Source organism: Mesocryomonas lacus, from assembly GCF_055730135.2.
In genome coordinates this window covers 130,372-151,715 of record NZ_JBUZWE020000009.1, presented here as the reverse complement: position 1 = coordinate 151,715, position 21,344 = coordinate 130,372, and the positions used below count along the sequence as shown (strand labels likewise).

Genomic DNA, 21,344 nt, shown 5'->3' with positions numbered 1-21,344 from the left:
GGCTCAGGCTTCCTCGCTCAGCGCCCCGGCGGGGGCGAGCGGGCGGTTGGCGCCGTTGACGAAGGCCATGTCGGCCGCGGTCAGCGGCGTGTCGCGCAAGCTCCGCATCACCGGGAAATTCTCGTTCTCTTCGGCGGTGCGCACCAGCTCGATCCGTACCTCGAAGCGCTCGCGAAACGCGTCGATGATCTCGTCAACGACGATCTCCGGCGCCGAGGCACCGGCGGACATCGCAATGGTCGCGCCCTCGCCGATGATCTCCCAAGGGATGTCCGTAGCGCGCTGGACCAGGCGCCCCGCCATCGCGCCGGCCCGCGTCGCGACTTCCACCAGCCGCATCGAGTTCGACGAGTTCGGCGCGCCGACGATCAGGAACACGTCCGCTCCGGGGGCTGCGGCCTTCACCGCTTCCTGCCGGTTGGTGGTGGCGTAGCAGATGGATTCCGACGACGGCGCCGTCATCTCCGGGAAGCGCTCGTTCAGCGCCGCGATGATGCCGGCGGTATCGTCGACCGACAGCGTCGTCTGCGTCACGAAGCCGAGCGCCGCGGGATCAGCGGGCGACAGGCGCGCCACATCCTCCACCGTCTCGACCAGCGTCACCTCGCCGGGCGCGAGCTGCCCCATGGTGCCGATCACTTCCGGGTGCCCCTTGTGGCCGATCAAGAGCACGTGGCGGCCGCGGCGGACATGCAGCATCGCCTGCTTGTGCACCTTCGAGACCAGCGGACAGGTCGCGTCGAGGTAGAGGAGTTCGCGCGAGGCCGCCTCGGCCGGCACCGACTTCGGCACGCCATGCGCCGAGAACACCACCGGCTGGCCGTCGTCGGGAACGTTGGCGAGTTCCTTGACGAACACCGCGCCGAGCGTCTCCAGCCCCTCGACGACGTAGCGGTTGTGCACGATCTCGTGGCGCACATAGACCGGGGCGCCGTATTTCTTCAGCGCGAGCACGACGATCTGGATCGCCCGGTCGACGCCGGCGCAGAAGCCCCGCGGCTCGCAGAGGCGGATGGTCAGATCGGGCTTGGCAAGGGTCTGGAGCAAGGCGCTCTCCGTTCGCGGCCGGCACGAGATGCCCGGCATCGCTCTGTCGCGAATGAAGGGATGGCGCCCCCCTCTGTCAACCCTTGACGCGGGATCCGGCGCGCTGTGGTGCGACCGCGCCCCGGCCGCGCCGGGCCAATTTCCAGAGGAAGGCCCCAAGCATACCCGCCAGCACCAGCGCCAGGCCGAACCAGGTGAAGGCGTATTGCAGGTGGTTGTTGGGGATTTCGACGATCGTCGTGCCGCCGACAGGATAGCCCGCCTCTTTCGGTGTCGGACCATGGTCGACGAAGAACGGCAGCAGTGCGCCGCCGGGCGGCAGCCCCGCCGCCATCTCCGGCATGTTGCGCCAGAAGAAGGCGTTCTGCTGCGGGTTGTTGTCGGGCAGCCAGCTGTCCGGCTTCTCCGACAGGGGATTGCGGGCGAGGCCGGTGAACTCGACGTCGCCTTGCGGCAGCGGCGGTCGGGTGGCCGGGTCCTTCAGGTCATAGGGCACGAATCCGCGGTTGACGAACAGCCGGCGGCCGTCCGACAGCTCCAGCGGCACATAGACGTTCCAGCCGCTGTCGCCGTTGAAGGTGGTGAAGAAGAAGCGCTCGCCGCCGGGCTGGAAGCGGCCGGAGACGTCGACGGGACGGTATTCGACATCCGCAGTGCTGTCGTAGATCTGCTCGATCTCCTCCAGCGGCGCCGGCGCGGAGTGGACGCGCTCGTCGATCTGCTGGATCAGCGTCTCCTTCCAGGCGAGGCGCTGCAGCTGCCAGGCCCCGAGGCCGCAGAGCAGCACGATGGCGGCGAGAGAGATGACGAGGCCGATCCAAAAGCGCGGCCCGGAGGTCGGCCGCGGTGCGTCGGAAATGCTCATGTCAGGCTCCGTCCCCGTCCCCGAGCCGGCCCTCGGCGGCGCGGTTGCGGTATTGCAGGCCAATCATCAGACCCTTGAGAAGGCGCAGCAGAGGCAGGCAGAGCGCCAGCGTCAGCGGCAGCCAGACGAGTAGATGCACCCAGAGCGGCGGGCTGTAGGAGACCTCGACGAACAGCGCGAGGCCGACGACCACAAATCCGATCAGGAGAATGACGAAAACCGCCGGCCCGTCGCCGGCGTCGATGAAGGCATAGTCGAGGCCGCAGGCCGAGCAGGCGGGCGCGAGCTTGAGATAGCCGTCGAACAGCTTTCCTTGCCCGCACTGCGGACAGCGTCCGCGCATCGCCGACTTCGCCGCGTCGACCGGCGCATGCATCGCGAAATCGTCTAGCATGGCGCCAATCCTTGTTCCGGCGGCGCCAACCCTCTGGTCGCGCGGCCTCCAACGAAAAAAGGCGGCCACCCCGTGCGCCGCCTTTTCCCAACTCTACCCTTGCCGGGCCAAATGGCCAGGCGCGGAGTTATTCGGCGTGGAGCACGGCGCCCCAGCTTCCCCAGACGTAGATGGAGAAGAAGAGGAAGAGCCAGACGACGTCGACGAAATGCCAGTACCATGCGGCCGCCTCGAAGCCGAAGTGCTTCTCCGGGGTGAACTGGTGCTTGGCGGCGCGGATCAGGCAGACCAGCAGGAAGATCGTGCCGACGACGACATGGAAGCCATGGAAACCGGTCGCCATGAAGAAGGTCGAGCCGTAGATCGAGCCGGAGAAAGCGAAGGGCGCGTGGGCGTATTCGTAATACTGGACGTAGGAGAAGATCAGGCCGAGCACGACGGTGAGCGTCAGGCCGGTGAGCAGGCCCTTGCGGTCGTTGTGCAGCAGCGCGTGGTGAGCCCAGGTCACGGTCGTGCCCGAGAGCAGCAGCGTCACGGTGTTGAACAGCGGCAGGTGCAGCGGATCGAGAACCTCGATGCCGACCGGCGGCCATTGCCCGCCCAGCGCCTCGACACGCGCGGCCTGGATCGCCTCGTTCGGGAAGAGGCTGGCATCGAAGAAGGCCCAGAACCAGGCGACGAAGAACATCACCTCGGAGGCGATGAACATGATCATGCCGTAGCGAAGGTGCAGCGACACGACCTTGGTGTGCGCGCCTTCCTGGCCTTCCTTGATGGTGTCAGACCACCAAGCGTACATGACGTAGAGGATAACCGCGAGGCCGAGGAAGAAGATCCAGGGCGTGGCGAAGTCGATTCCGAACATCACCATCTGCTGCTCGGCGAGATGGCGCATCCATGCCACCGCACCGAAGAACATCACCAGGGAGCCCATCGACGCCATGAACGGCCACGGGCTGGGGTCGATGATGTGGTAGTCATGCTGTTTGCCGTGAGTGTCGGCCATATCTGTATCCCCGATTCCCTGCCCTCGGTCCCGATGTCCTGTGTAACCCAGAACGACGGCCTGCTCTAGTTTGTCGACGTGCTGCCCTGCGGCAGCCCACCGTCTATAGTTTGTTCGCGGCGGGCTGCCCCGCCTCGGCGCCCGCTGCCGCCACCGGCTTCTCGTCCGCCGCCTTGAAGAAGGTGTAGGACAAGGTGATCGGCGGAAGATCGCGCATCTCCTCGGAGTCGATCATCGCGGGATCGACGAAGAAGATGATCGGCATGTCTTTCGTCTCGCCCGGCTCCAACGTCTGGTCCGAGAAGCAGAAGCACTGCAACTTGTTGAAATAGCTGCCGGCGGTATCGGGCGTCACGCCATAGGTCGCCTGCGCGGTGACGCGCTGGTTCGACAGGTTCTTGACGCGGTAGCTGGTCTGCCGGACCTCGCCGAGGCGGACCTTCATCTCGCGTTCGGTCGGCTGGAAGGCCCAGGGAACGTCCGGCGACGCGTTCGAATCAAAGCGCACCGTCACGACGCTGTCGAGCACGCGGCTTGGCGCGGTCTCGGCCCGCTGCGTGGTGCCGCCATAGCCGGTGATCTGGCAGAACATGCGGTAGAGCGGCACCGAGGCATAGGCCGCGCCGACCATGCCGAAGGCGAAGGCGAGACAGGCGATGGCGACCGTCCTGTCACGGCTGCGGTTGCGCGGGGTGGGGCTCTCGGTGGCCATGGCGTCAGCCCATCTTCGCGATGGTGACGACGTAGAACACGCCGACGAGCACCACGAGAAACACGCCGATCGCGATCGAGCGCTGGCGCCGCGCGCGCTGTTCCCGCTCGGTGAGGGTGACCCGCTCTTCGCTCATCTCAGGCTCCGATCAGGCCGAGGCGTGCCACGGAGGCTTCGCCGATCAGCACAAGAAAGAGGGCAAAGAGGTAGAAGATCGAGAAGGCGAACAGCCGCTTGGCCGGCAGCATTTTCGGATCGGCATCCGCCATGCGGAAAGTCTTGACGGCGAGCCACAGGAAGTTGGCGCCGAGAAGCACCGAGACCGCGCCGTAGACCGGACCGGCAAAGCCGAGCGCGAACGGCAACACGCCGACCGGCACCAGGATCAGCGAGTAGACGAGGATATGCATGCGCGTCGTCGCCTCGCCGGAGACGTTGGGCAGCATCGGCACGCCGGCGGCGCCGTAGTCCTTCATCTTGAACATGGCGAGCGCCCAGAAGTGCGGCGGCGTCCAGAGGAAGATGATGAGGAACAGGACGACGCTTTCCAGCGAGATGCCGCCGGTGACGCAGGCCCAGCCGATCATCGGTGGGAAGGCGCCGGCGGCGCCGCCGATGACGATGTTCTGCGGCGTCGAGCGCTTCAGGCCCATCGTGTAGACGACGGCGTAGAAGAATATGGTGAAGGCGAGGAAGGCCGCCGAGAACCAGTTGGTGGCAAGGCCGAGCGTCATGACCGACAGCAGCGACAGCGCCATGCCGAAAGCCGCCGCCGTGCCCGGCAAGATGCGGCCGGCCGGAACCGGGCGCTTCGCGGTCCGCGCCATGATCGCGTCGATGTCGGCGTCGTACCACATGTTGAGGGCACCGGAGGCGCCTGCGCCGAGCGCGATCGACAGGATGGCGATCACTGCCAACGCCGGATCGATATCGCCCGGGGCCATCAGGAGACCGGTGATCGCCGTCAGCACCACCAGCGACATGACACGCGGCTTCAGGAGGGCGAAGAAGTCGCGCGGTTCCGCCAGGCTGATGCCGTCACGGGCAACGAAGGCGGGGGCGATGTCTGTGTTGAGCAGCGTCAAGATGATCCTCGGGCCTGTGCATCTGCGGCTTGATCAGCCGGCCGCGCCAGTGGCGGAAGATGCCGGGCCGGCAAGCGGCCCACGTCTGTTCATGCAACGATCCCGGCGACTAGGCCGGGATCGTCTTGGATCGAAGCCGAGCGCTTACCGAATGCGCGGCAGCTGTTCCCACTGGTGGAACGGCGGCGGCGAGGTGAGCTGCCATTCGAGCGTGGTGGCGCCCTCACCCCAGGGATTGTTGCCGGCGACGCGCTTCTTCGAGAAGGCCTCGTAGATCCCGTAGAGGAAGATCAGGACGGCGAAGCCCGAGAGGTAGGAGCCCATCGAGGAAACGTAGTTCCAGCCGGCGAACGCGTCGGGATAGTCTACGTAGCGGCGGGGCATGCCCTGGGCGCCCAGGAAGTGCTGCGGGAAGAAGACGAGGTTCACGCCGACGAAGGTGACGTAGAAGTGCAGCTTGCCGATGGTCTCGTTGTACATGTAGCCGGTCATCTTCGGGAACCAGTAGTACCAGCCCGCGAAGATGGCGAAGACCGCGCCGAGCGACAGCACGTAGTGGAAGTGGGCGACAACGTAATAGGTGTCGTGCAGCACCCGGTCCATGCCGGCATTGGCGAGCTTCACGCCGGTCACGCCACCCAGCGTGAACAGGAAGATGAAGCCGATCGCCCAGAGCATCGGCGTCTTGAACGAGATCGACCCGCCCCACATCGTCGCGATCCAGGAGAAGATCTTGATGCCGGTCGGCACCGCGATCACCATCGTGGCGAAGACGAAGTAGCGCTGCGTGTTGAGCGACAGGCCCGTGGTGTACATGTGGTGGGCCCACACGACGAAGCCGACGACGCCGATCGCGACCATGGCATAGGCCATGCCCAGGTAGCCGAAGATCGGCTTCTTCGAGAAGGTCGAGATGACATGGCTGACGATGCCGAAGCCGGGCAGGATCAGGATGTACACCTCGGGATGACCGAAGAACCAGAACAGGTGCTGGTAGAGGATCGGATCGCCGCCGCCGGCCGCGGTGAAAAAGGTCGTGCCGAAGTTACGGTCGGTCAGCATCATGGTGATGGCGCCGGCGAGCACGGGCAGCGACAGGAGCAGCAGGAAGGCGGTGACGAGCACGGCCCAGGCGAACAGCGGCATCTTGTGCAGCGTCATGCCGGGGGCGCGCATGTTGAGGATGGTGGTGATGAAGTTGATCGCGCCGAGGATCGAGGACGCGCCAGCGATGTGCAGCGCGAAGATCGCGAGATCGACCGCGGGACCTGGGTGACCGGTGGTCGAGAGCGGCGGATACATCGTCCAACCGGTGCCGGCGCCGTTCGAGCCAGGCGCACCCTCGACGAACATCGACAGCACGAGCAGCAGCAGCGCCGGGACGAGCAGCCAGAACGAGATATTGTTGAGGCGCGGGAACGCCATGTCCGGCGCGCCGATCATGATCGGCACCATCCAGTTGGCGAAACCACCGATCAGCGCCGGCATGACCGTGAAGAAGATCATGATCAGGCCGTGGCCGGTGACGAAGACGTTGTAGACCGCCGGATCGCCGAAAATCTGGACGCCAGGCTCCTGCAGCTCCATGCGCATCGCAATCGACAGGGCACCCCCGATGATGCCGGAGACGATGGCGAAGATCAGGTAGAGGGTCCCGATGTCCTTGTGGTTGGTCGAGTAGACCCAGCGCGTCCAGCCGGTCGGCCGGTGATCGTGATGGGCATCGTGGGCAGCGTCGTGCGCCATGGAGTTCTCCTAGAAGCCTATCTTAGCGACCGGCGACCGAAACGGTGCCTGCGGACTGGATGGAAGCGGTCAGCGCCTTGTTGGCCTCGCCGACATCGCTCGCGGCAGCTGCCAACCAAGTGGCGAACTGTTCCTTCGAGACGACACGCAGCGAGATCGGCATGTAGGCGTGATCGCGGCCGCAGAGCTCGGAGCACTGGCCGTAGAAAATGCCTTCCTTCAGCGCTTCGAACCAATATTCGTTGTTGCGGCCCGGCACGGCGTCAACCTTGACGCCCATCGACGGCAGCGCGAACGAGTGGATCACGTCGCCCGAGGTGGCGAGGACGCGGATCACAGTATCGACCGGCACGACGAGCTCGTTGTCGACGGTCAGCAACCGCGGGTATTGGTTCATGTCTTCCTTGCCGGAGCCCGGACGATCGGCCTCCTGCATCATGTAGGACTCGAAGGCGACCGGCTCGGCGACCGGCGCAGCCTCACCGGCAGCGGCAGGCGCGGCAGCAGCGGCAACGACCGGCTGGTACTCATAACCCCAGTACCATTGGTAACCGGTAGCCTTGATCGTCAGCTCGGGGTCGCGCGGCGGGTTGTACTGTTCGGTCAAGAGCTGGAAGGACGGGATCGCGAGGCAGAGCAGGATCAGCACCGGCGCCACCGTCCAGACCACCTCGATCAGGGTGTTGTGGCTGGTGCGCGAGGCCACCGGGTTGCGGCGCTCGCTGTAGCGATAGGCGACCCAGGCGAGCAGCACGGCGACCAGGATGGTGATCGGGATGATGAAGAAGAGCGTGTAGGTGCTGAACCAGTGGATGCTGCGCTCGACCGGCGACAGCGCCTCCTGCAGGTTGATGCCCCAGTTGTGGGGCTGGCCGGGATGCTGCGCATCCTGCGCGGCGGCGCCCAGACTGGTCGCCAACAACGCCGCTGCCGAGATGATCGTTCTTTTCACTAATGCTCTCCCTTGCGCGGACACGTCGGCCTTGGCGATCCCGTCATCGTCAAATCTGCAGCGGAGCCGCGCCAATCCAGCCTAGATTGCCTCGCCGCTTCTAGCCGGATGCCCGTCAGGTTCAAACCACGAAAACGCCTTTTCTGCAACATTTCCAAACTAGCCGGGCCTTGCGACATTTTCGCAAGGCAGCGGCGCGGCCTGCGGCAATTCCGCCGCAATCGGGCCGGCAGGGCAGTCCACCGGGAATTTGCCCCGCGGTAAAAATTCGGTGGTCCGGGGTCGGTGACATCACGCCCCGGCCTATGCGACGATCTGCAGGGCGGTAACCTTCTGTTGTCCATATTTGTCGCAAGATCGCGGTGATGCTGATTCGGATGAGATCATGACCATGAGACTGAAGACCGTTCTCGGCGCCTGCGTCCTTGTGTCGGCGCTGGCCGGATCGGTGCCCGGCGCGCTGGCGCAGGCTGGCGCAAGCGGCGCGGTGAAATCGCAGCATGGCGCCTGGGCGGTGGTCTGCGACAAGCCGGCCGGCGCGCCGAGCGACCAGTGCGCGCTGCTGCAGAACGTCGTCGCCGAGGATCGGCCCGAGGTCGGCCTCTCCGTGGTCGCCCTGAAGACCGCCGACCAGAAGGCGCGGATCCTGCGCATTCTGGCGCCGCTCGGCATCCTGCTGCCGAACGGGCTCGGCCTCTATGTCGACGGGAAGGACATCGGCCGCGCCCAATTCGTGCGCTGCTTCTCCGACGGCTGCTATGCCGAGGTGATCCTCGTCGACACGCTGCTGGACACGCTGAGCAAGGGGATGAGCGCGACCTTCATCGTCTTCCAGACCCCGGAAGAGGGCATCGGCATTCCCGTCGACCTCAACGGTTTCGGCGAGGGCTTCAAGGCGCTTCCGTAAAGCCGGCCGCCCCCGAGCCATCGCTGCGGGAAACGCGCGGCGCGCATTGGAACCATGGCCCGCGACGCTTATGTCGGGGGCGATGACAACCGAAAACGGACGGCTTCCATGACCGCATCGCTGATCGAGCGCTTCGACATCTCCCGCGCCGGGATCGACCGCATCCTCGGCGACGTGCTGGCGGGGGCGGACGACGGCGAGCTGTTCCTCGAATACCGCGAGTCCGAGTCGCTGTCCTTCGACAATGGCCGGCTGAAGCAAGGAAATTTCAACACCGAGCAAGGTTTTGGCCTGCGCGTCGTCTCGGGCGAGGCTGTCGGCTACGCTCATGCCGGCGATCTGTCGGAGGCCGCCCTTGGGCGTGCGGCCGCCGCGGTGTCGGCGGTGAAGACCGGCCATGTCGGTGTCTACGCCGACGCCCCGCCGCGCACCAACCAGAAGCTCTACGGCGACGAGAACCCGATCCCCTCCCCCGGCTTCGAGGCGAAGGTCCGTCTGCTGCAGGAGATCGACGCCTATCTCCGAAGCAAGGGCGAAGCGGTCCGCCAGGTCTCGGTGACGCTCGGCTCGCAATGGCAGAACGTCGAGATCCTGCGCGCGGACGGCCAGCTGGTGCGCGACATCCGGCCGCTGGTGCGCATCAACGTCTCCGTCGTCGCCGGCCGCGACGACCGCCAGGAGACCGGTTCCTTCGGTGCCGGCGGGCGCACCGGCTTCGGCGAATTCCTCGTGACCGCGCGCTGGCAGCACATCGCCGACGAGGCGCTGCGCCAGGCGATGGTCAATCTCGACGCGGTGCCGGCCCCGGCCGGCGCCTTCGACATCGTGCTCGGCGCCGGCTGGCCCGGTGTCATGCTGCACGAGGCGGTCGGGCATGGCCTCGAAGGCGACTTCAACCGCAAGAAGACCTCGGCCTTCTCCGGCCTCCTCGGCCAGCAGGTCGCCGCCAGGGGCGTCACCGTCGTCGACGACGGCACCATTGCCGAGAAGCGCGGATCCCTCACCATCGACGACGAGGGCACGCCGACCAACCGCACCGTGCTGATCGAGGACGGCAAGCTCGTCGCCTACATGCAGGACCGCCAGAACGCCCGGCTGATGGGCATGGCCGCCACCGGCAACGGCCGCCGGCAGTCCTACGCGCATGTGCCGATGCCCCGCATGACCAATACGATGATGCTCGCCGGCGACAAGACGCCGGAGGAGATCATCGCCTCGGTCAAGGACGGCATCTACGCCGTCTCCTTCGGCGGCGGGCAGGTCGACATCACCTCCGGCAAGTTCGTCTTCGGCTGCACCGAGGCCTACCGCATCCACAACGGCAAGGTCGGTGAGGCGCTGAAGGGCGCCATGCTGATCGGCAACGGCCCGGAGGCGATGCACCGCGTCTCGATGATCGGCAACGACCTCGCCCTCGACACCGGCATCGGCATGTGCGGCAAGGCCGGCCAGGGCGTGCCCGTGGGCGTCGGCCAGCCGCACCTCCGGATGGACCAGATCACCGTCGGCGGCACCGAGGCCTGACCTTGGCTACGCCGGGCAAAACGCCACAAGGGCGGGACGGCCGAGGCCCTCCCGCCGGCTGTCGTGCCCTTACGGATAGAGCCGCGTGCGAGACCAGCCTGCATCCGGCGTCACGCGGCTGAACTGGATACGGTCGTGCAGGCGGAATTCGCCGTCCTTCCAGAACTCGATCTCGCTCGGGACCACGCGAATGCCCGACCAGTTGGGCGGACGCGGGACGTCGCCGGGGAACTCGGCGTCCAGTTCGGCGACGCGGTCGATCAGCACCTGCCGGCTTTCCAGCGGGCGCGACTGCGCGGAAGCGATTGCGCCGAGCCGGCTCTGGCGGGCGCGTGAGGCGAAATAGGCGTCGGCGTCGGCATCGGTAACCACCTCGATCGCCCCGCGGACGCGGACCTGCCGGCGCAGCGACTTCCAGTGGAACCCCATCGCCGCCTTGCCGCTGGCGAGGATTTCGCGGCCTTTCGCGCTCTCGAAATTCGTGTAGAAGACGAAGCCACGGGCGTCGAAACCCTTGAGCAGGACCATCCGCACATCCGGAAGGCCGGCGCTATCGACGCTCGCGAGCGCCAAGGCGTTCGGGTCGTTCGGCTCGGTGGCCTCGGCCTCCTTCAGCCAGCTGGCGAACAGATCGAAAGGATCGTCGCCGACGACAGTTTCACCAAGGGTTAAACTTTCATTGGTCATAGTGGTGTCGGGCTCCCTTGCGTCTTCCGCCCACCGCCGATCAAGACCCGGGCCTGCGAGACATACGACCGCAATGCAGCTGATCAAAGTCCCCTTCCTGATCTGCCTCGCGATTTCGCCGCTCTCCGGCTGCGTCGTGTCCGGCGGCGGCATGGAGGAGATGGTCGACCGCAGCATCGTCACCAACTCCATCGCCCCCGCCAAGCCGGCGACCCCGGCCGAGGCGCCCGACCAGACCTCCGACCGCAACATGGTACGCAATGCCGTCTCGGCGGCGGACCTGCACGCGGCCGCCGAGCAGCCGACCGCCTGGGCCAACACCGACACCGGCGCCACCGGCGTCATTACCGCGATCAAGGAAGTGCGGGCGGGCGACGTGATCTGCCGCCAGTTCCAGACCTCGCGCCAGCGCTTCGACGGCGTCGCGCTCTACAATGGCGAGGCTTGCACCAAGGGCCAGGGCGAGTGGACGTTGACAAGGTTCAACGAAGGCTCCTGATGACCCGCTGGCGGCGTGCGGCCCTTAAATCGGGACGCGCAGTGGCCATATAGGGGCGCAAGGGCCATATTAATGGCCGTTCTTCTTTCACCGCCATCTCGGCTGGCAGCTTCTCGCGAGGCGCCGCCGCCCTCGTAACGTGGAGCTTTCGGCTCCCCGGACTCCGCCAGGATCGAAACCATGCGTGACCCCTACGCCATCCTTGGCGTCGCCAAAACGGCCAGCGAGAAGGAAATCAAGAGCGCCTTCCGCAAGCTTGCCAAGAAGTATCATCCCGACTCGAACACTTCGGATCCGACCGCTGGCGTGCGCTTCAACGAGGCGAACCAAGCCTACGAGATCCTCGGCGACAAGGAGAAGCGCGCCCAGTTCGACCGCGGGGAGATCGACAATGACGGCAAGCCGAAGTTCCAGGGCTTTCCCGGCGGCGGTGGCGGCAGCCCGTTCGGCAATGCCGGCGGCGGCCAGTCGTTCGATTTCCGTTCGGGCGGCGGCGAGGCCGACAGCATTTTCGGCGACTTCTTCGAGCAGGCCTTCGGCGGCCGTGGCGCTCAGGCCCGCGGCGGCGCGCGGCCGGGCTTCACAGGGGCGCGGCAGGCGGCCGCCAAGGGCGAGGACATCCGCGCCAACCTGAAGGTCCGGCTGGAGGACATCGTCGCAGAGGAGAAGGTCGAGGCGATCTTCCCGTCCGGCAAGCATCTCGCCATCAAGCTCCCGCATGGCGTCGAGAACGGCCAGACCATCCGCCTGCGCGGCCAGGGCCAGCCCGGCTTCGGCAATGGCGCCCCGGCCGGCGACGCGCTGATCACCATTGATTTCGTGCCGCACCGGCGCTTCGAGGTCGATGGCCGCGATTTGAAGCTCGACCTCCCCGTGCCTATCCGCACCGCCGTGCTCGGCGGCAAGGTGCCGGTGGAGACGCTGGACGGGCGGATCTCGCTGTCGCTTCCGGCCTGGACGAATTCCGGCAAGACGCTTCGCCTCAAGGGCAAGGGCCTGACCAAGGTCAGCGGCGAGCGGGGCGACATTCTGGTGACCGTGCGGATCGTCCTGCCGGCAGAAAAAGACGAACAGCTCGCCGCCTTCTTCGCGGCAAAACCCGCGGACGAGTAGGACGCCAGACGGCCGCTGCGTGCTGCCATTGGGGCGGGACAAGGGACAGGCCGGCGGCGGTCAACTTGAAGGCGGGCCGATGCTATGCCATACCCGCCGCCGCGCCGGCACTGCCGGGGCACCGGGTTAGGGATGGACGACATGGCAGTATCGAACGGCGCCGCCGCAGGCGGATTGATGGCAGGCAAGCGTGGCCTCATCATGGGCGTCGCCAACAACCGATCGATCGCCTGGGGCATTGCCAAGGCGCTGGCCGACCAGGGCGCCGAGATCGCCCTCACCTACCAGGGCGACGCCCTGAAGAAGCGGGTCGAGCCGCTGGCCGCCGAACTCAGCGCCTTTGTCGCGGGCCATTGCGACGTCGCCGACGGGGCGACGATCGACGCGGTGTTCGCTGGGATCGAGGAAAAGTGGGGAAAGATCGACTTTCTCGTCCACGCCATCGGCTTCTCCGACAAGGACGAACTGACCGGCCGCTACGTCGACACGTCCGAGGGCAACTTCACCAAGACGATGCTGATCTCGGTCTACTCCTTCACGGCCGTCGCGCAGCGCGCCGAGAAGCTGATGAGCGATGGCGGCTCGATGCTGACGCTGACCTATTACGGCGCAGAGAAGGTGATGCCGCACTATAACGTGATGGGCGTCGCCAAGGCGGCCCTCGAGGCATCGGTACGCTACCTCGCGGTCGACCTCGGCAAGCAGAAGATCCGCGTCAACGCGATTTCCGCCGGTCCGATCAAGACGCTCGCCGCCTCCGGCATCGGCGACTTCCGCTATATCCTGAAGTGGAATGAGTACAACTCGCCGCTGAAGCGCACCGTGACGATCGACGAGGTCGGCCAGTCCGCACTCTATCTCCTGTCCGACATGTCGACCGCCGTCACCGGCGAGATCCACCATGTCGACTCCGGCTACCACACCGTTGGCATGAAGGCCGTCGATGCGCCGGACATCTCGGTCGTCAAGGACTGATCCGGCCCCTCCTCCCGCATGACCGTGATCGCCGCATGAGCCTGCCGCATCTCTTCCTCTGCCGTCATGGCCAGACCGACTGGAACGCCGAAGGTCGGCTGCAGGGGCAGGAGGAGATCCCGCTGAACGCGCTCGGCCGCAGCCAAGCCGCCCGCAACGGCCAGCGGCTGGCCAGCCTCCTCGGCAGCGACATCGCCGGCTACCGCTTCATCGCCAGTCCGATGCAGCGCACGCGCCAGACGATGCAGATCATCCGCGGTGAGTTGGGGCTCGACCCCGAGGTCTATGAGACCGACGCGCGGCTGATCGAACTCCACTTCGGCGATTGGCAGGGATCGACGCTGGACGAGGTCGCCGTTCGCGACCCGGCGGCCGTCTCGGAGCGCGAGACGAAGAAGTGGACCTTCGTCCCGCCGGGGACGCCAGCCGAGAGCTACGACATGCTGGCGGAACGCGCGAAGCCGGTGTTCGACGGGCTGTCCGGTCCGACCATCCTCGTCGCGCATGGCGGGATCTTGCGCTCGTTCCTGAAGCTCTATGGTGCGATGCAGCCGGCGGATGCGGCGCATCTCATCATCCCGCAGGACCTCATCCTGGAATACCGCGACGGCGAGATCGACTGGTTCTGACGCCCGAAAGGGCTCAGCCACTTGTTGCGATGCGCGGAACGAGCGGTAGCCTCAGGCGCAGGCGGCCTCGTCGATGATGACGTGAGCGACCATGCCGGGCTCGACGGCGGCGTAGTTGAACGCGCCGGGGAGGACATAGGTGGTGCCGTCGGCAAAGGTCAGCAGCGACGCGTCGGGATCGATGGCGGCGACGATGCCGGTCTTCTCTTCTGCCTTGGCCGGAATCGTCAGCGCGACGCTGAGGACGGAGCTGGCAAAGAACGCAATAATTTTCCTGGTCATGTCCATCCCTCGAAACCCTGATACCCCTGGCACGACGACAGCCCCCGCCCGCGCGCACCTCCTGAAGCCTCGAGCGACGTGCCCGCATCTTCTGGAAGCTTACTGTTCGGGCCGATTGTGTCTTTTGCGTGCGATAAAGCCTGTGTGTCGCTGCCGACACGATATTTGACCGGACGCCACGGCCTGACTTAAACCGCAGTCGCCGATCCCTTCCCGACATCCGCGGAAATCTCCATGTCGCATAATAGTTACGGACATCTTTACCGCGTCACGACCTGGGGCGAGAGCCATGGGCCGGCGATCGGCTGCGTCGTCGACGGGACCCCGCCGGGCCTGCGTTTCTCGACCGCCGACATCCAGGCCTTTCTCGACAAGCGCCGGCCGGGGCAGTCGCGCTTCACCACGCAGCGGCAGGAGCCGGATGCGGTCCGCATCCTCTCCGGCGTCGTGCCGGGGACGAGCGAAGGGGAGTGGATCTCGACCGGCACGCCGATTGCGATGCAGATCGACAATGTCGACCAGCGCTCGAAGGACTATTCCGACATCGCCAAGCGCTACCGCCCGGGCCATGCCGACATCAGCTACGACATGAAGTACGGCGTGCGCGATTTCCGCGGCGGCGGACGGTCCTCGGCACGCGAGACCGCGACGCGCGTTGCCGCCGGTGCGCTCGCTCGCCTGGTGGTGCCCGGCGTCACCGTGCGTGGCGCCCTGGTGCGGATCGGCGAGATCGAGATCGACCGCTCGCGCTGGGACGATGCGGAGATCGACAACAACCCGTTCTTTTGCCCGGACCCCGAGACGGCGAAGGAATGGGAGACCTATCTCGACGCCATCCGCAAGCGCGGCTCCTCGGTCGGCGCGGTGGTCGAGATCACCGCGACAGGCGTGCCGGCGGGTCTCGGCGCGCCGCTCTACGCCAAGCTCGATCAGGACATCGCCTCCAACCTGATGTCGATCAATGCCGTGAAGGGCGTCGAGATCGGCAACGGGTTTGCCGCCGCCGAGCTCTCCGGCGAGGAGAATGCCGACGAGATCCGCATCGGCGCCGACGGCCAGCCGGAATTCCTGTCGAACCATGCCGGCGGCATCCTCGGCGGCATCGCCACCGGCCAGCCGATCGTCGCGCGATTCGCGGTAAAGCCGACATCCTCGATCCTCACCCCCCGCCGCTCGATCGACGCCGACGGGCAGGAGGTCGACGTGATGACCAAGGGCCGTCACGATCCTTGCGTCGGCATCCGCGCGGTGCCGATCGGCGAGGCGATGGTCGCCTGCGCGCTGGCCGACCATTATCTCCGCCACCGGGGCCAGACCGGCCGTGGCTGATCTCTTTGGCGCAAGGCCTTGGAAACCGGCTGCGCCAGCCCTAGCTCGCAGCACATGAGCACGCGCCTCTACCACCATCCGATCTTCGCCGAGCACCTGACCGGGCTCGGCCATCCCGAGCGGCCGGAACGGATGCAGGCGGTCGCGGCGGCGTTGGAGGCGGAAGCCTTCCAGCACCTCGACCGACAAGAGGCCCCGGAGGGTTCGCTCGAGGCGATCTACCGCTGCCACCCGCAGGCCTTCGTGCGGCGCGTCGCCAAGACCATTCCGGAAGAGGGCATGGCGAGGATCGACGGCGACACCGTGGTCAGCCCGAAGAGCTTTTCGGCCGCCCTCCATGCTGTCGGCGCTGCCTGCGCCGGCGTGGACGACGTCATCGGCGGCGAGGCCGCGAACGTCTTCGTCGCCGCCCGCCCGCCCGGCCACCATGCCGAGCGCGAAACGGCGATGGGCTTCTGCCTGTTCAACACCGCCGCCGTCGCCGCCCGCCACGCCCAAGCCGTCCATGGCCTCGAAAGGGTGGCGATCGTCGACTGGGACGTGCACCACGGCAACGGCACGCAGGAGATCTTCTTCGACGACCCCTCCGTCTTCTACGCCTCGACCCACCAGATGCCGCTGTTTCCCGGCACCGGCGCACGCGACGAGGTGGGCGCCGGCAACATCGTCAACGCACCGCTCCGGTCCGGCGACGGCGGCGATGAGTTTCGCGAGGCCTTCCTCACCCGCGTCCTGCCGGGGCTCATCGCCTTCCAGCCGGAACTCGTCATCATCTCGGCCGGCTTCGACGCGCACCACCGCGACCCGCTGGCCTCGCTGCAACTCGTCGAAGACGATTTCGACTGGGCGACTGGCAAGTTGATGGAGATTGCCGACCGCCATGCCGGTGGCCGCCTCGTCAGCCTGCTCGAGGGCGGCTACGATCTCGTCGGTCTCGGCAAATCGGTGTCGGCGCACGTGAAACGCCTGATGCTCGGCTGACCGAGTTCGCGTAAAAGGAACAGCATGGCTGCAGACACCACCGTCCCCGCCGACGATTCGGACATCAAGCGCATGAGCTTCGAGGAAGCTCTGTCGGCGCTGGAGCGAATCGTCGCCGATCTCGAGCACGGCGACGTGCCGCTCGACATCTCGATCCGCATCTACGAGCGCGGCGAGAAGCTGAAGAACCATTGCGAGCGCCTGCTCTCGGTCGCCGAGGATAAGGTCGAGAAGATTAAGCTCTCGCGCGCCGGCAAGCCGGTGGGCACGGAGCCGCTTGATCCCGCCTAAATCCTGATCATGCCTTGCGCCGGCGGAAGCGCTTTCGCTTCTCCTGGCAGGCAGCTCGGGCGCGCCTGAGCAAATTTTCCGCAGCGAGAGGTGCGTAAAAGCGCCTTGTCGGGCATAACGCCTTGTCGAGGTCACTTTCGACACGATCTAAGAACAGCGACAAGGGCCGTGCAGACATGGCCTTCGATGCCACCGGTCCGGTTTCAGGACCGCGAGGACAGTGAAAGGTGCCGAGTTCCGTGTCAGATCAGCCTGAGACCCCCCTCCTCGATCGGATCGAGTCCCCTGCTGATCTCCGGGCGATGAAGGAAAGCGACCTGCGCCAGGTCGCCGACGAGCTGCGCACCGATCTCATCGACGCGGTGTCGCGCACCGGCGGGCATCTCGGTGCCGGGCTTGGCGTGGTCGAGCTGACGGTCGCGCTGCACTACGTCTTCAACACGCCGGACGACCGCATCATCTGGGACGTCGGCCACCAGGCCTATCCGCACAAGATCCTCACCGGTCGCCGCGAGGGCATGCGCACCATCCGCCAGGAAGGCAGCCTTTCCGGCTTCGCCAAGCGCACCGAGAGCGCCTACGATCCGTTCGGCGCAGGCCATTCCTCGACCTCGATCTCGGCCGGCCTCGGCATGGCCGTGGCGCGCGATCTCGCTGGCGGTGCCAACAACGTCGTCGCTGTGATCGGCGATGGCGCGATGTCGGCGGGCATGGCCTACGAGGCGATGAACAATGCCGGCGCGCTCGACGCCCGGCTGATCGTCATCCTCAACGACAACGACATGTCGATCGCCCCGCCGACCGGTGCGATGAGCGCCTATCTCGCCCGCCTCGTCTCCGGCAAGACCTATCGGGGCCTGCGCGACAAGGCGAAGAACCTGACGAAAATCCTGCCGGACTTCATGCGCGAGGGTGCCCGGAAGACCGAGGAATATACGCGCGCCTTCTTCACCGGCGGCACGATGTTCGAGGAGCTCGGCTTCTACTATGTAGGCCCAATCGACGGCCACGACCTCGACCATTTGCTGCCGGTTCTGAAGAACGTCCGCGACGCCAAGAACGGCCCGATCCTCGTCCATGTCGTGACCAAGAAGGGCAAGGGCTACGGCCCCGCCGAGAGCTCGGCCGACAAGTATCACGGCGTCTCGAAGTTCGACGTCATCACCGGCGCGCAAGCGAAAGCCAAGGCGAACGCGCCGAGCTACACCGCCGTCTTCGCCGAGAGCCTCGTGCAGGAAGCGCGCGACGACGACAAGATCGTCGCGATCAACGCCGCCATGCCAAACGGCACCGGCCTCGATCTCTTCGGCGAGGCCTTCCCGACGCGCACCTTCGACGTCGGCATCGCCGAGCAGCACGCCGTCACCTTCGCCGCGGGCCTCGCATCCGAAGGCTACAAGCCGTTCGTCGCGATCTACTCGACCTTCCTGCAGCGCGCCTACGATCAGATCGTCCACGACGTCGCGATCCAGCACCTGCCGGTGCGCTTCGCCATCGACCGCGCCGGCTTCGTCGGTGCCGACGGCCCGACGCATGCCGGCTCCTTCGACACCGGCTTCCTGGTGCCGCTGCCGGGCATGGTGGTGATGGCCGCCGCCGACGAGGCCGAGCTCCGCCACATGGTCCGCACCGCTGCCGTGCACGAGGAAGGACCGATCTCCTTCCGCTATCCCCGTGGCAACGGCACCGGCGTCGAGATGCCCGAGCGTGGGCAGGCCCTCGCCATCGGCAAGGGCCGGGTTCTCGTCGAGGGCACGAAGGTCGCCATTCTGTCCTTCGGCTCGCGTCTCGCCGACAGCCTTGGCGCGGCCGAGGAACTCGAGACTTTCGGCCTGTCCACGACCGTCGCCGATGCCCGCTTCGCCAAGCCCCTCGACGCCGACCTCATCTCCCGCCTCGCCCGCGAGCACGAGGTGCTGATCCTCGTCGAGGAAGGCGCCACCGGCGGCTTCGCGACGCAGGTCCTGCAGTTCCTCGCGGTGCGCGGCCTGCTGGAGCACGGTCTGAAGGTCAGGCCGCTGGTGATGCCCGACACGTTCATCGACCATGCCGCCCCGGATGCGATGATCCGCCAGGCGGGCCTCGACAAGACAGGTATCGTCGACGCGGTGTTCAAGGCGCTCGGAACCAGCGCCAGCCGCGTGATGAAGGCCTGAGCCGGCAGACTGGAATCATTCGCAGCTTGCCATTTCGCGGCGCGGGCCGCATGAGCTAGCGATGGCCTCCACCGAAGAACAACACCTGTCGCGCATCCGGCTCGACATTCTCGTCAGCGATCGCGGACTTGCCGCGAGCCGCGCCCGGGCGCGCGACGCGATCCTGCGCGGCCACGTCAAGGTCGACGGGCACACCGTCACCAAGCCGAGCCTCAACGTCCCGCCGGAAAGCGTGATCACCCTCGACGACCCCGCCGCCGACTACGTCTCGCGCGCCGGGCTGAAGCTCGAGGCGGCGCTGGACACGTTCGGCATCGCGGTCGAGGGCCGCACCGCGCTCGACGTCGGCGCTTCCACCGGCGGCTTCACCGAGGTCCTCCTGCGCCGCGGCGCCGAGCACGTGATCGCCATCGACGTCGGCCACGGCCAGATCCATCCGCGCATCTCCGGCAATCCGCGCGTCACCTCGATCGAGGGCCTTAACGCCCGCGACCTCGACGAGGACCATCTCGGCGACCACCAGTTCGACCTCCTCGTCTGCGACGTCAGCTTCATCTCGATGAAGCTCGCGCTGCCGCCGGCGCTGGAACTTGCCGAGCCCGGCACCGACGCGATCCTCCTGATCAAGCCGCAATTCGAGGCGGGACGCCTCGCCATCGCCAAGAACGGCCTGCTCCGCGATCCGGAATCCGCGCCCGCCGTCGCCGCCGAGCTCAGCGCCTGGCTGAACGAGCAGGACGGCTGGACAGCGTCCGACCCGATCCCGTCGGCGATAGAAGGCGGCGACGGAAACCACGAGTTCCTGATGCATGGGCGCAAGGCATGAGCCTCGAGGTCACCATCGAAAGCCTCGGCGCCAAGGGCGACGGCCTCGCGCACGGCACCGCGGGCGAGCCGCTGTTCGTGCCCTTCGCACTGCCGGGCGAGCGCATCGCCGTCGAGCGCATCGGCGCGCGGCTGTCGATCGGCACGCTCATCGACGCCTCGCCGGAGCGGCAAGAGCCGCCGTGCCCGCATTTTGGCGTCTGCGGCGGCTGCGACCTGCAGCATGCGAGCGAGCCGCTCTACCGCGCCTTCAAGCGTGACCTCGTCGTCGACGCCTTCGCCAGAAGCAACATCGAGATCACCGTCGAGGAACTCGTCCCGTGCCTGCCGAACACCCGCCGCCGTGCGGTGTTCTCCGGCATGCGAGAGGGCAACAACATCGTCTTCGGCTTCTTCGAGCAGCAGACCAACCGCGTCACGGAGATCAACGTCTGCCTCGTGGTGGTGCCCGAGATCGCTTCCCGGCTCTCCGACCTTAAGGGCCTCGCGCTGATCGTCGCCGACCGCAAGCGGCCGATGCGGATGAGCGTCACGGCGACGTCCGCCGGCCTCGACATCGCGCTGTCCGACACGGCCAAGCTCACCGAGAGCATGCGCCAGTCGATCCTCGCCTTCTCGCTCCGCCGCGATTTCCCGCGGGTGACGCTCGATGGCGAGATCATCGTCGAGACCCGCAAGCCGACGATCCCGATCGGCGGCATCGCCGTCTCGCCGCCCCCCGGCGCCTTCATCCAGGCCGTCGCCTCCGCGGAAGAAGCCATGGCCGCCCTGGTCACTGGCCACCTCGCCTCCTGCAAGGCGACCGCCGACCTCTTCTGCGGCATCGGCACGTTCGCGCTTCGCCTGGCGGCGAAAAGCTCGGTGCTGGCCGTCGAGACCGACGCGGCCGCCCTCGCCGCACTGGACCAGGGCCGCCGCGGCGTCTCGGGCCTCAAACAGATCACCGCCGAGCGCCGCGACCTGTTCCGCCGGCCGGTGACCGCGCGCGAACTGAACAAATGCGACGGCCTCGTCTTCGACCCGCCGCGCGCCGGTGCCGAGACGCAGGTCCGCGAGATCGTCCTCTCCAAGGTCAAGCGCGTCGCCGCCGTCTCTTGCAACCCCGCAACGCTTGCCCGCGACGCCCGCATCCTCCTCGACGGCGGCTTCAAGCTCATCTCGGTGACGCCGATCGACCAGTTCCTCTGGTCCCACCACGTCGAGGCCGTGGCGCTGTTCGAGCGGTAAGACTGCAACTTTCGAGTTCGTCATCCTCGCGGAAAGCGCGGGGACCCATGCCAATGCTTGGAAATCGACTGCGCGGTGGACCATCCGGAAATCGTGCTCCGCTGAGACCGCA

Annotated in this window: 23 protein-coding genes; 12 read left to right on the top strand and 11 right to left on the bottom strand. The window is 66.7% G+C overall.

From position 1 onward, the window contains the following. Positions 1-3: 3 nt before the first annotated feature. The 9 genes from ispH to coxB form a co-directional block, all read right to left on the bottom strand. Positions 4-1,047, bottom strand: a complete 1,044-nt coding sequence (gene ispH, locus ACZLZY_RS15435) for a 4-hydroxy-3-methylbut-2-enyl diphosphate reductase (RefSeq protein WP_472934619.1) — start codon at positions 1,045-1,047, stop codon at positions 4-6. A 76-nt stretch (positions 1,048-1,123) separates the two neighbouring features. Then, on the bottom strand, positions 1,124-1,912 hold the full coding sequence (locus ACZLZY_RS15430) for an SURF1 family protein (protein WP_472934618.1): 789 nt from the start codon (positions 1,910-1,912) through the stop codon (positions 1,124-1,126). 1 nt (position 1,913) lies between these two features. Further along, entirely contained in the window at positions 1,914-2,306 is a 393-nt protein-coding gene (locus tag ACZLZY_RS15425; RefSeq protein WP_472934617.1) for a DUF983 domain-containing protein, read from the bottom strand. A 127-nt stretch (positions 2,307-2,433) separates the two neighbouring features. Further along, entirely contained in the window at positions 2,434-3,312 is an 879-nt protein-coding gene (locus ACZLZY_RS15420; RefSeq protein ID WP_472934616.1) for a cytochrome c oxidase subunit 3, read from the bottom strand. A gap of 103 nt (positions 3,313-3,415) precedes the next feature. Continuing rightward, on the bottom strand, positions 3,416-4,024 hold the full coding sequence (locus ACZLZY_RS15415; protein WP_472934615.1) for a cytochrome c oxidase assembly protein: 609 nt from the start codon (positions 4,022-4,024) through the stop codon (positions 3,416-3,418). 4 nt (positions 4,025-4,028) lie between these two features. Continuing rightward, on the bottom strand, positions 4,029-4,160 hold the full coding sequence (locus tag ACZLZY_RS15410; protein WP_472934614.1) for a cytochrome c oxidase system small membrane protein: 132 nt from the start codon (positions 4,158-4,160) through the stop codon (positions 4,029-4,031). 1 nt (position 4,161) lies between these two features. Then, positions 4,162-5,109, bottom strand: a complete 948-nt coding sequence (gene cyoE, locus ACZLZY_RS15405) for a heme o synthase (RefSeq protein WP_472934613.1) — start codon at positions 5,107-5,109, stop codon at positions 4,162-4,164. 144 nt (positions 5,110-5,253) lie between these two features. After that, positions 5,254-6,855 (bottom strand): cytochrome c oxidase subunit I, encoded by a 1,602-nt coding sequence (ctaD, locus tag ACZLZY_RS15400; RefSeq protein ID WP_472934612.1) that lies wholly within the window; start codon positions 6,853-6,855, stop codon positions 5,254-5,256. Positions 6,856-6,877: 22 nt separating this feature from the next. After that, a complete protein-coding gene (gene coxB, locus ACZLZY_RS15395; RefSeq protein ID WP_472934611.1) occupies positions 6,878-7,807 on the bottom strand; it encodes a cytochrome c oxidase subunit II in 930 nt (309 codons plus the stop codon). A gap of 391 nt (positions 7,808-8,198) precedes the next feature. On the opposite strand from coxB, the gene ACZLZY_RS15390 reads away from it, so the two are divergent. Together ACZLZY_RS15390 and tldD are read left to right on the top strand one after the other, a co-directional pair. Beyond that, the gene (locus ACZLZY_RS15390; protein WP_472934731.1) at positions 8,199-8,714 is read left to right on the top strand and encodes an invasion associated locus B family protein; all 516 of its coding nucleotides are present in this window, start codon (positions 8,199-8,201) and stop codon (positions 8,712-8,714) included. Positions 8,715-8,822: 108 nt separating this feature from the next. Next, positions 8,823-10,238, top strand: coding sequence for a metalloprotease TldD (tldD, locus tag ACZLZY_RS15385; RefSeq protein ID WP_472934610.1), 1,416 nt, complete (start codon positions 8,823-8,825; stop codon positions 10,236-10,238). Between the two features lie 69 nt (positions 10,239-10,307). Here tldD and pdxH read toward each other — a convergent pair whose 3' ends face one another. Continuing rightward, a complete protein-coding gene (gene pdxH / locus ACZLZY_RS15380) occupies positions 10,308-10,925 on the bottom strand; it encodes a pyridoxamine 5'-phosphate oxidase (RefSeq protein ID WP_472934609.1) in 618 nt (205 codons plus the stop codon). A 73-nt stretch (positions 10,926-10,998) separates the two neighbouring features. Between pdxH and ACZLZY_RS15375 the strand changes: the two genes are divergently transcribed. The 4 genes from ACZLZY_RS15375 (at position 10,999) to ACZLZY_RS15360 (ending at position 14,141) form a co-directional block, all read left to right on the top strand. Continuing rightward, a complete protein-coding gene (locus ACZLZY_RS15375; RefSeq protein ID WP_472934608.1) occupies positions 10,999-11,424 on the top strand; it encodes an RT0821/Lpp0805 family surface protein in 426 nt (141 codons plus the stop codon). A 180-nt stretch (positions 11,425-11,604) separates the two neighbouring features. Next, positions 11,605-12,537, top strand: a complete 933-nt coding sequence (locus tag ACZLZY_RS15370; RefSeq protein ID WP_472934607.1) for a DnaJ C-terminal domain-containing protein — start codon at positions 11,605-11,607, stop codon at positions 12,535-12,537. A gap of 141 nt (positions 12,538-12,678) precedes the next feature. After that, the gene (gene fabI / locus ACZLZY_RS15365) at positions 12,679-13,512 is read left to right on the top strand and encodes an enoyl-ACP reductase FabI (RefSeq protein WP_472934606.1); all 834 of its coding nucleotides are present in this window, start codon (positions 12,679-12,681) and stop codon (positions 13,510-13,512) included. Positions 13,513-13,547: 35 nt separating this feature from the next. Next, entirely contained in the window at positions 13,548-14,141 is a 594-nt protein-coding gene (locus ACZLZY_RS15360) for a histidine phosphatase family protein (protein ID WP_472934605.1), read from the top strand. 51 nt (positions 14,142-14,192) lie between these two features. On the opposite strand, the gene ACZLZY_RS15355 is transcribed toward ACZLZY_RS15360, so the two are convergent. Next, complete coding sequence (locus ACZLZY_RS15355) at positions 14,193-14,423, bottom strand: DUF1344 domain-containing protein (RefSeq protein ID WP_472934604.1); 231 nt, start codon at positions 14,421-14,423, stop codon at positions 14,193-14,195. A 234-nt stretch (positions 14,424-14,657) separates the two neighbouring features. Between ACZLZY_RS15355 and aroC the strand changes: the two genes are divergently transcribed. The 6 genes from aroC (at position 14,658) to ACZLZY_RS15325 (ending at position 21,232) form a co-directional block, all read left to right on the top strand. Further along, the gene (gene aroC, locus ACZLZY_RS15350; protein ID WP_472934603.1) at positions 14,658-15,752 is read left to right on the top strand and encodes a chorismate synthase; all 1,095 of its coding nucleotides are present in this window, start codon (positions 14,658-14,660) and stop codon (positions 15,750-15,752) included. A gap of 54 nt (positions 15,753-15,806) precedes the next feature. Beyond that, positions 15,807-16,733, top strand: a complete 927-nt coding sequence (locus tag ACZLZY_RS15345; protein WP_472934602.1) for a histone deacetylase family protein — start codon at positions 15,807-15,809, stop codon at positions 16,731-16,733. A gap of 24 nt (positions 16,734-16,757) precedes the next feature. After that, on the top strand, positions 16,758-17,024 hold the full coding sequence (locus ACZLZY_RS15340; RefSeq protein ID WP_472934601.1) for an exodeoxyribonuclease VII small subunit: 267 nt from the start codon (positions 16,758-16,760) through the stop codon (positions 17,022-17,024). A gap of 239 nt (positions 17,025-17,263) precedes the next feature. Then, positions 17,264-19,180: a 1-deoxy-D-xylulose-5-phosphate synthase gene (gene dxs, locus ACZLZY_RS15335; protein ID WP_472934600.1), complete on the top strand. Its 1,917-nt coding sequence runs from the start codon at positions 17,264-17,266 to the stop codon at positions 19,178-19,180. 61 nt (positions 19,181-19,241) lie between these two features. Further along, a complete protein-coding gene (locus tag ACZLZY_RS15330) occupies positions 19,242-20,006 on the top strand; it encodes a TlyA family RNA methyltransferase (RefSeq protein WP_472934599.1) in 765 nt (254 codons plus the stop codon). Next, positions 20,003-21,232 (top strand): class I SAM-dependent RNA methyltransferase, encoded by a 1,230-nt coding sequence (locus ACZLZY_RS15325; protein ID WP_472934598.1) that lies wholly within the window; start codon positions 20,003-20,005, stop codon positions 21,230-21,232. Before ACZLZY_RS15330 ends, ACZLZY_RS15325 begins: the two co-directional genes overlap by 4 nt. The last annotated feature ends 112 nt before the right edge of the window (positions 21,233-21,344 follow it).

Coding starts and splice junctions, on each gene's coding strand:
- ACZLZY_RS15345 (WP_472934602.1), top strand. CDS start 15,807: ATGAGCACGCGCCTCTACCACCATCCGATCTTCGCCGAGCACCTGACC.
- ACZLZY_RS15425 (WP_472934617.1), bottom strand. CDS start 2,306: ATGCTAGACGATTTCGCGATGCATGCGCCGGTCGACGCGGCGAAGTCG.
- ACZLZY_RS15355 (WP_472934604.1), bottom strand. CDS start 14,423: ATGACCAGGAAAATTATTGCGTTCTTTGCCAGCTCCGTCCTCAGCGTC.
- tldD (WP_472934610.1), top strand. CDS start 8,823: ATGACCGCATCGCTGATCGAGCGCTTCGACATCTCCCGCGCCGGGATC.
- ACZLZY_RS15375 (WP_472934608.1), top strand. CDS start 10,999: ATGCAGCTGATCAAAGTCCCCTTCCTGATCTGCCTCGCGATTTCGCCG.
- ACZLZY_RS15420 (WP_472934616.1), bottom strand. CDS start 3,312: ATGGCCGACACTCACGGCAAACAGCATGACTACCACATCATCGACCCC.
- ACZLZY_RS15360 (WP_472934605.1), top strand. CDS start 13,548: ATGAGCCTGCCGCATCTCTTCCTCTGCCGTCATGGCCAGACCGACTGG.
- ACZLZY_RS15430 (WP_472934618.1), bottom strand. CDS start 1,912: ATGAGCATTTCCGACGCACCGCGGCCGACCTCCGGGCCGCGCTTTTGG.
- ACZLZY_RS15410 (WP_472934614.1), bottom strand. CDS start 4,160: ATGAGCGAAGAGCGGGTCACCCTCACCGAGCGGGAACAGCGCGCGCGG.
- ACZLZY_RS15415 (WP_472934615.1), bottom strand. CDS start 4,024: ATGGCCACCGAGAGCCCCACCCCGCGCAACCGCAGCCGTGACAGGACG.
- ACZLZY_RS15390 (WP_472934731.1), top strand. CDS start 8,199: ATGAGACTGAAGACCGTTCTCGGCGCCTGCGTCCTTGTGTCGGCGCTG.
- fabI (WP_472934606.1), top strand. CDS start 12,679: ATGGCAGTATCGAACGGCGCCGCCGCAGGCGGATTGATGGCAGGCAAG.
- pdxH (WP_472934609.1), bottom strand. CDS start 10,925: ATGACCAATGAAAGTTTAACCCTTGGTGAAACTGTCGTCGGCGACGAT.
- ACZLZY_RS15330 (WP_472934599.1), top strand. CDS start 19,242: ATGGCCTCCACCGAAGAACAACACCTGTCGCGCATCCGGCTCGACATT.
- aroC (WP_472934603.1), top strand. CDS start 14,658: ATGTCGCATAATAGTTACGGACATCTTTACCGCGTCACGACCTGGGGC.
- ctaD (WP_472934612.1), bottom strand. CDS start 6,855: ATGGCGCACGACGCTGCCCACGATGCCCATCACGATCACCGGCCGACC.
- ACZLZY_RS15340 (WP_472934601.1), top strand. CDS start 16,758: ATGGCTGCAGACACCACCGTCCCCGCCGACGATTCGGACATCAAGCGC.
- ACZLZY_RS15325 (WP_472934598.1), top strand. CDS start 20,003: ATGAGCCTCGAGGTCACCATCGAAAGCCTCGGCGCCAAGGGCGACGGC.
- ACZLZY_RS15370 (WP_472934607.1), top strand. CDS start 11,605: ATGCGTGACCCCTACGCCATCCTTGGCGTCGCCAAAACGGCCAGCGAG.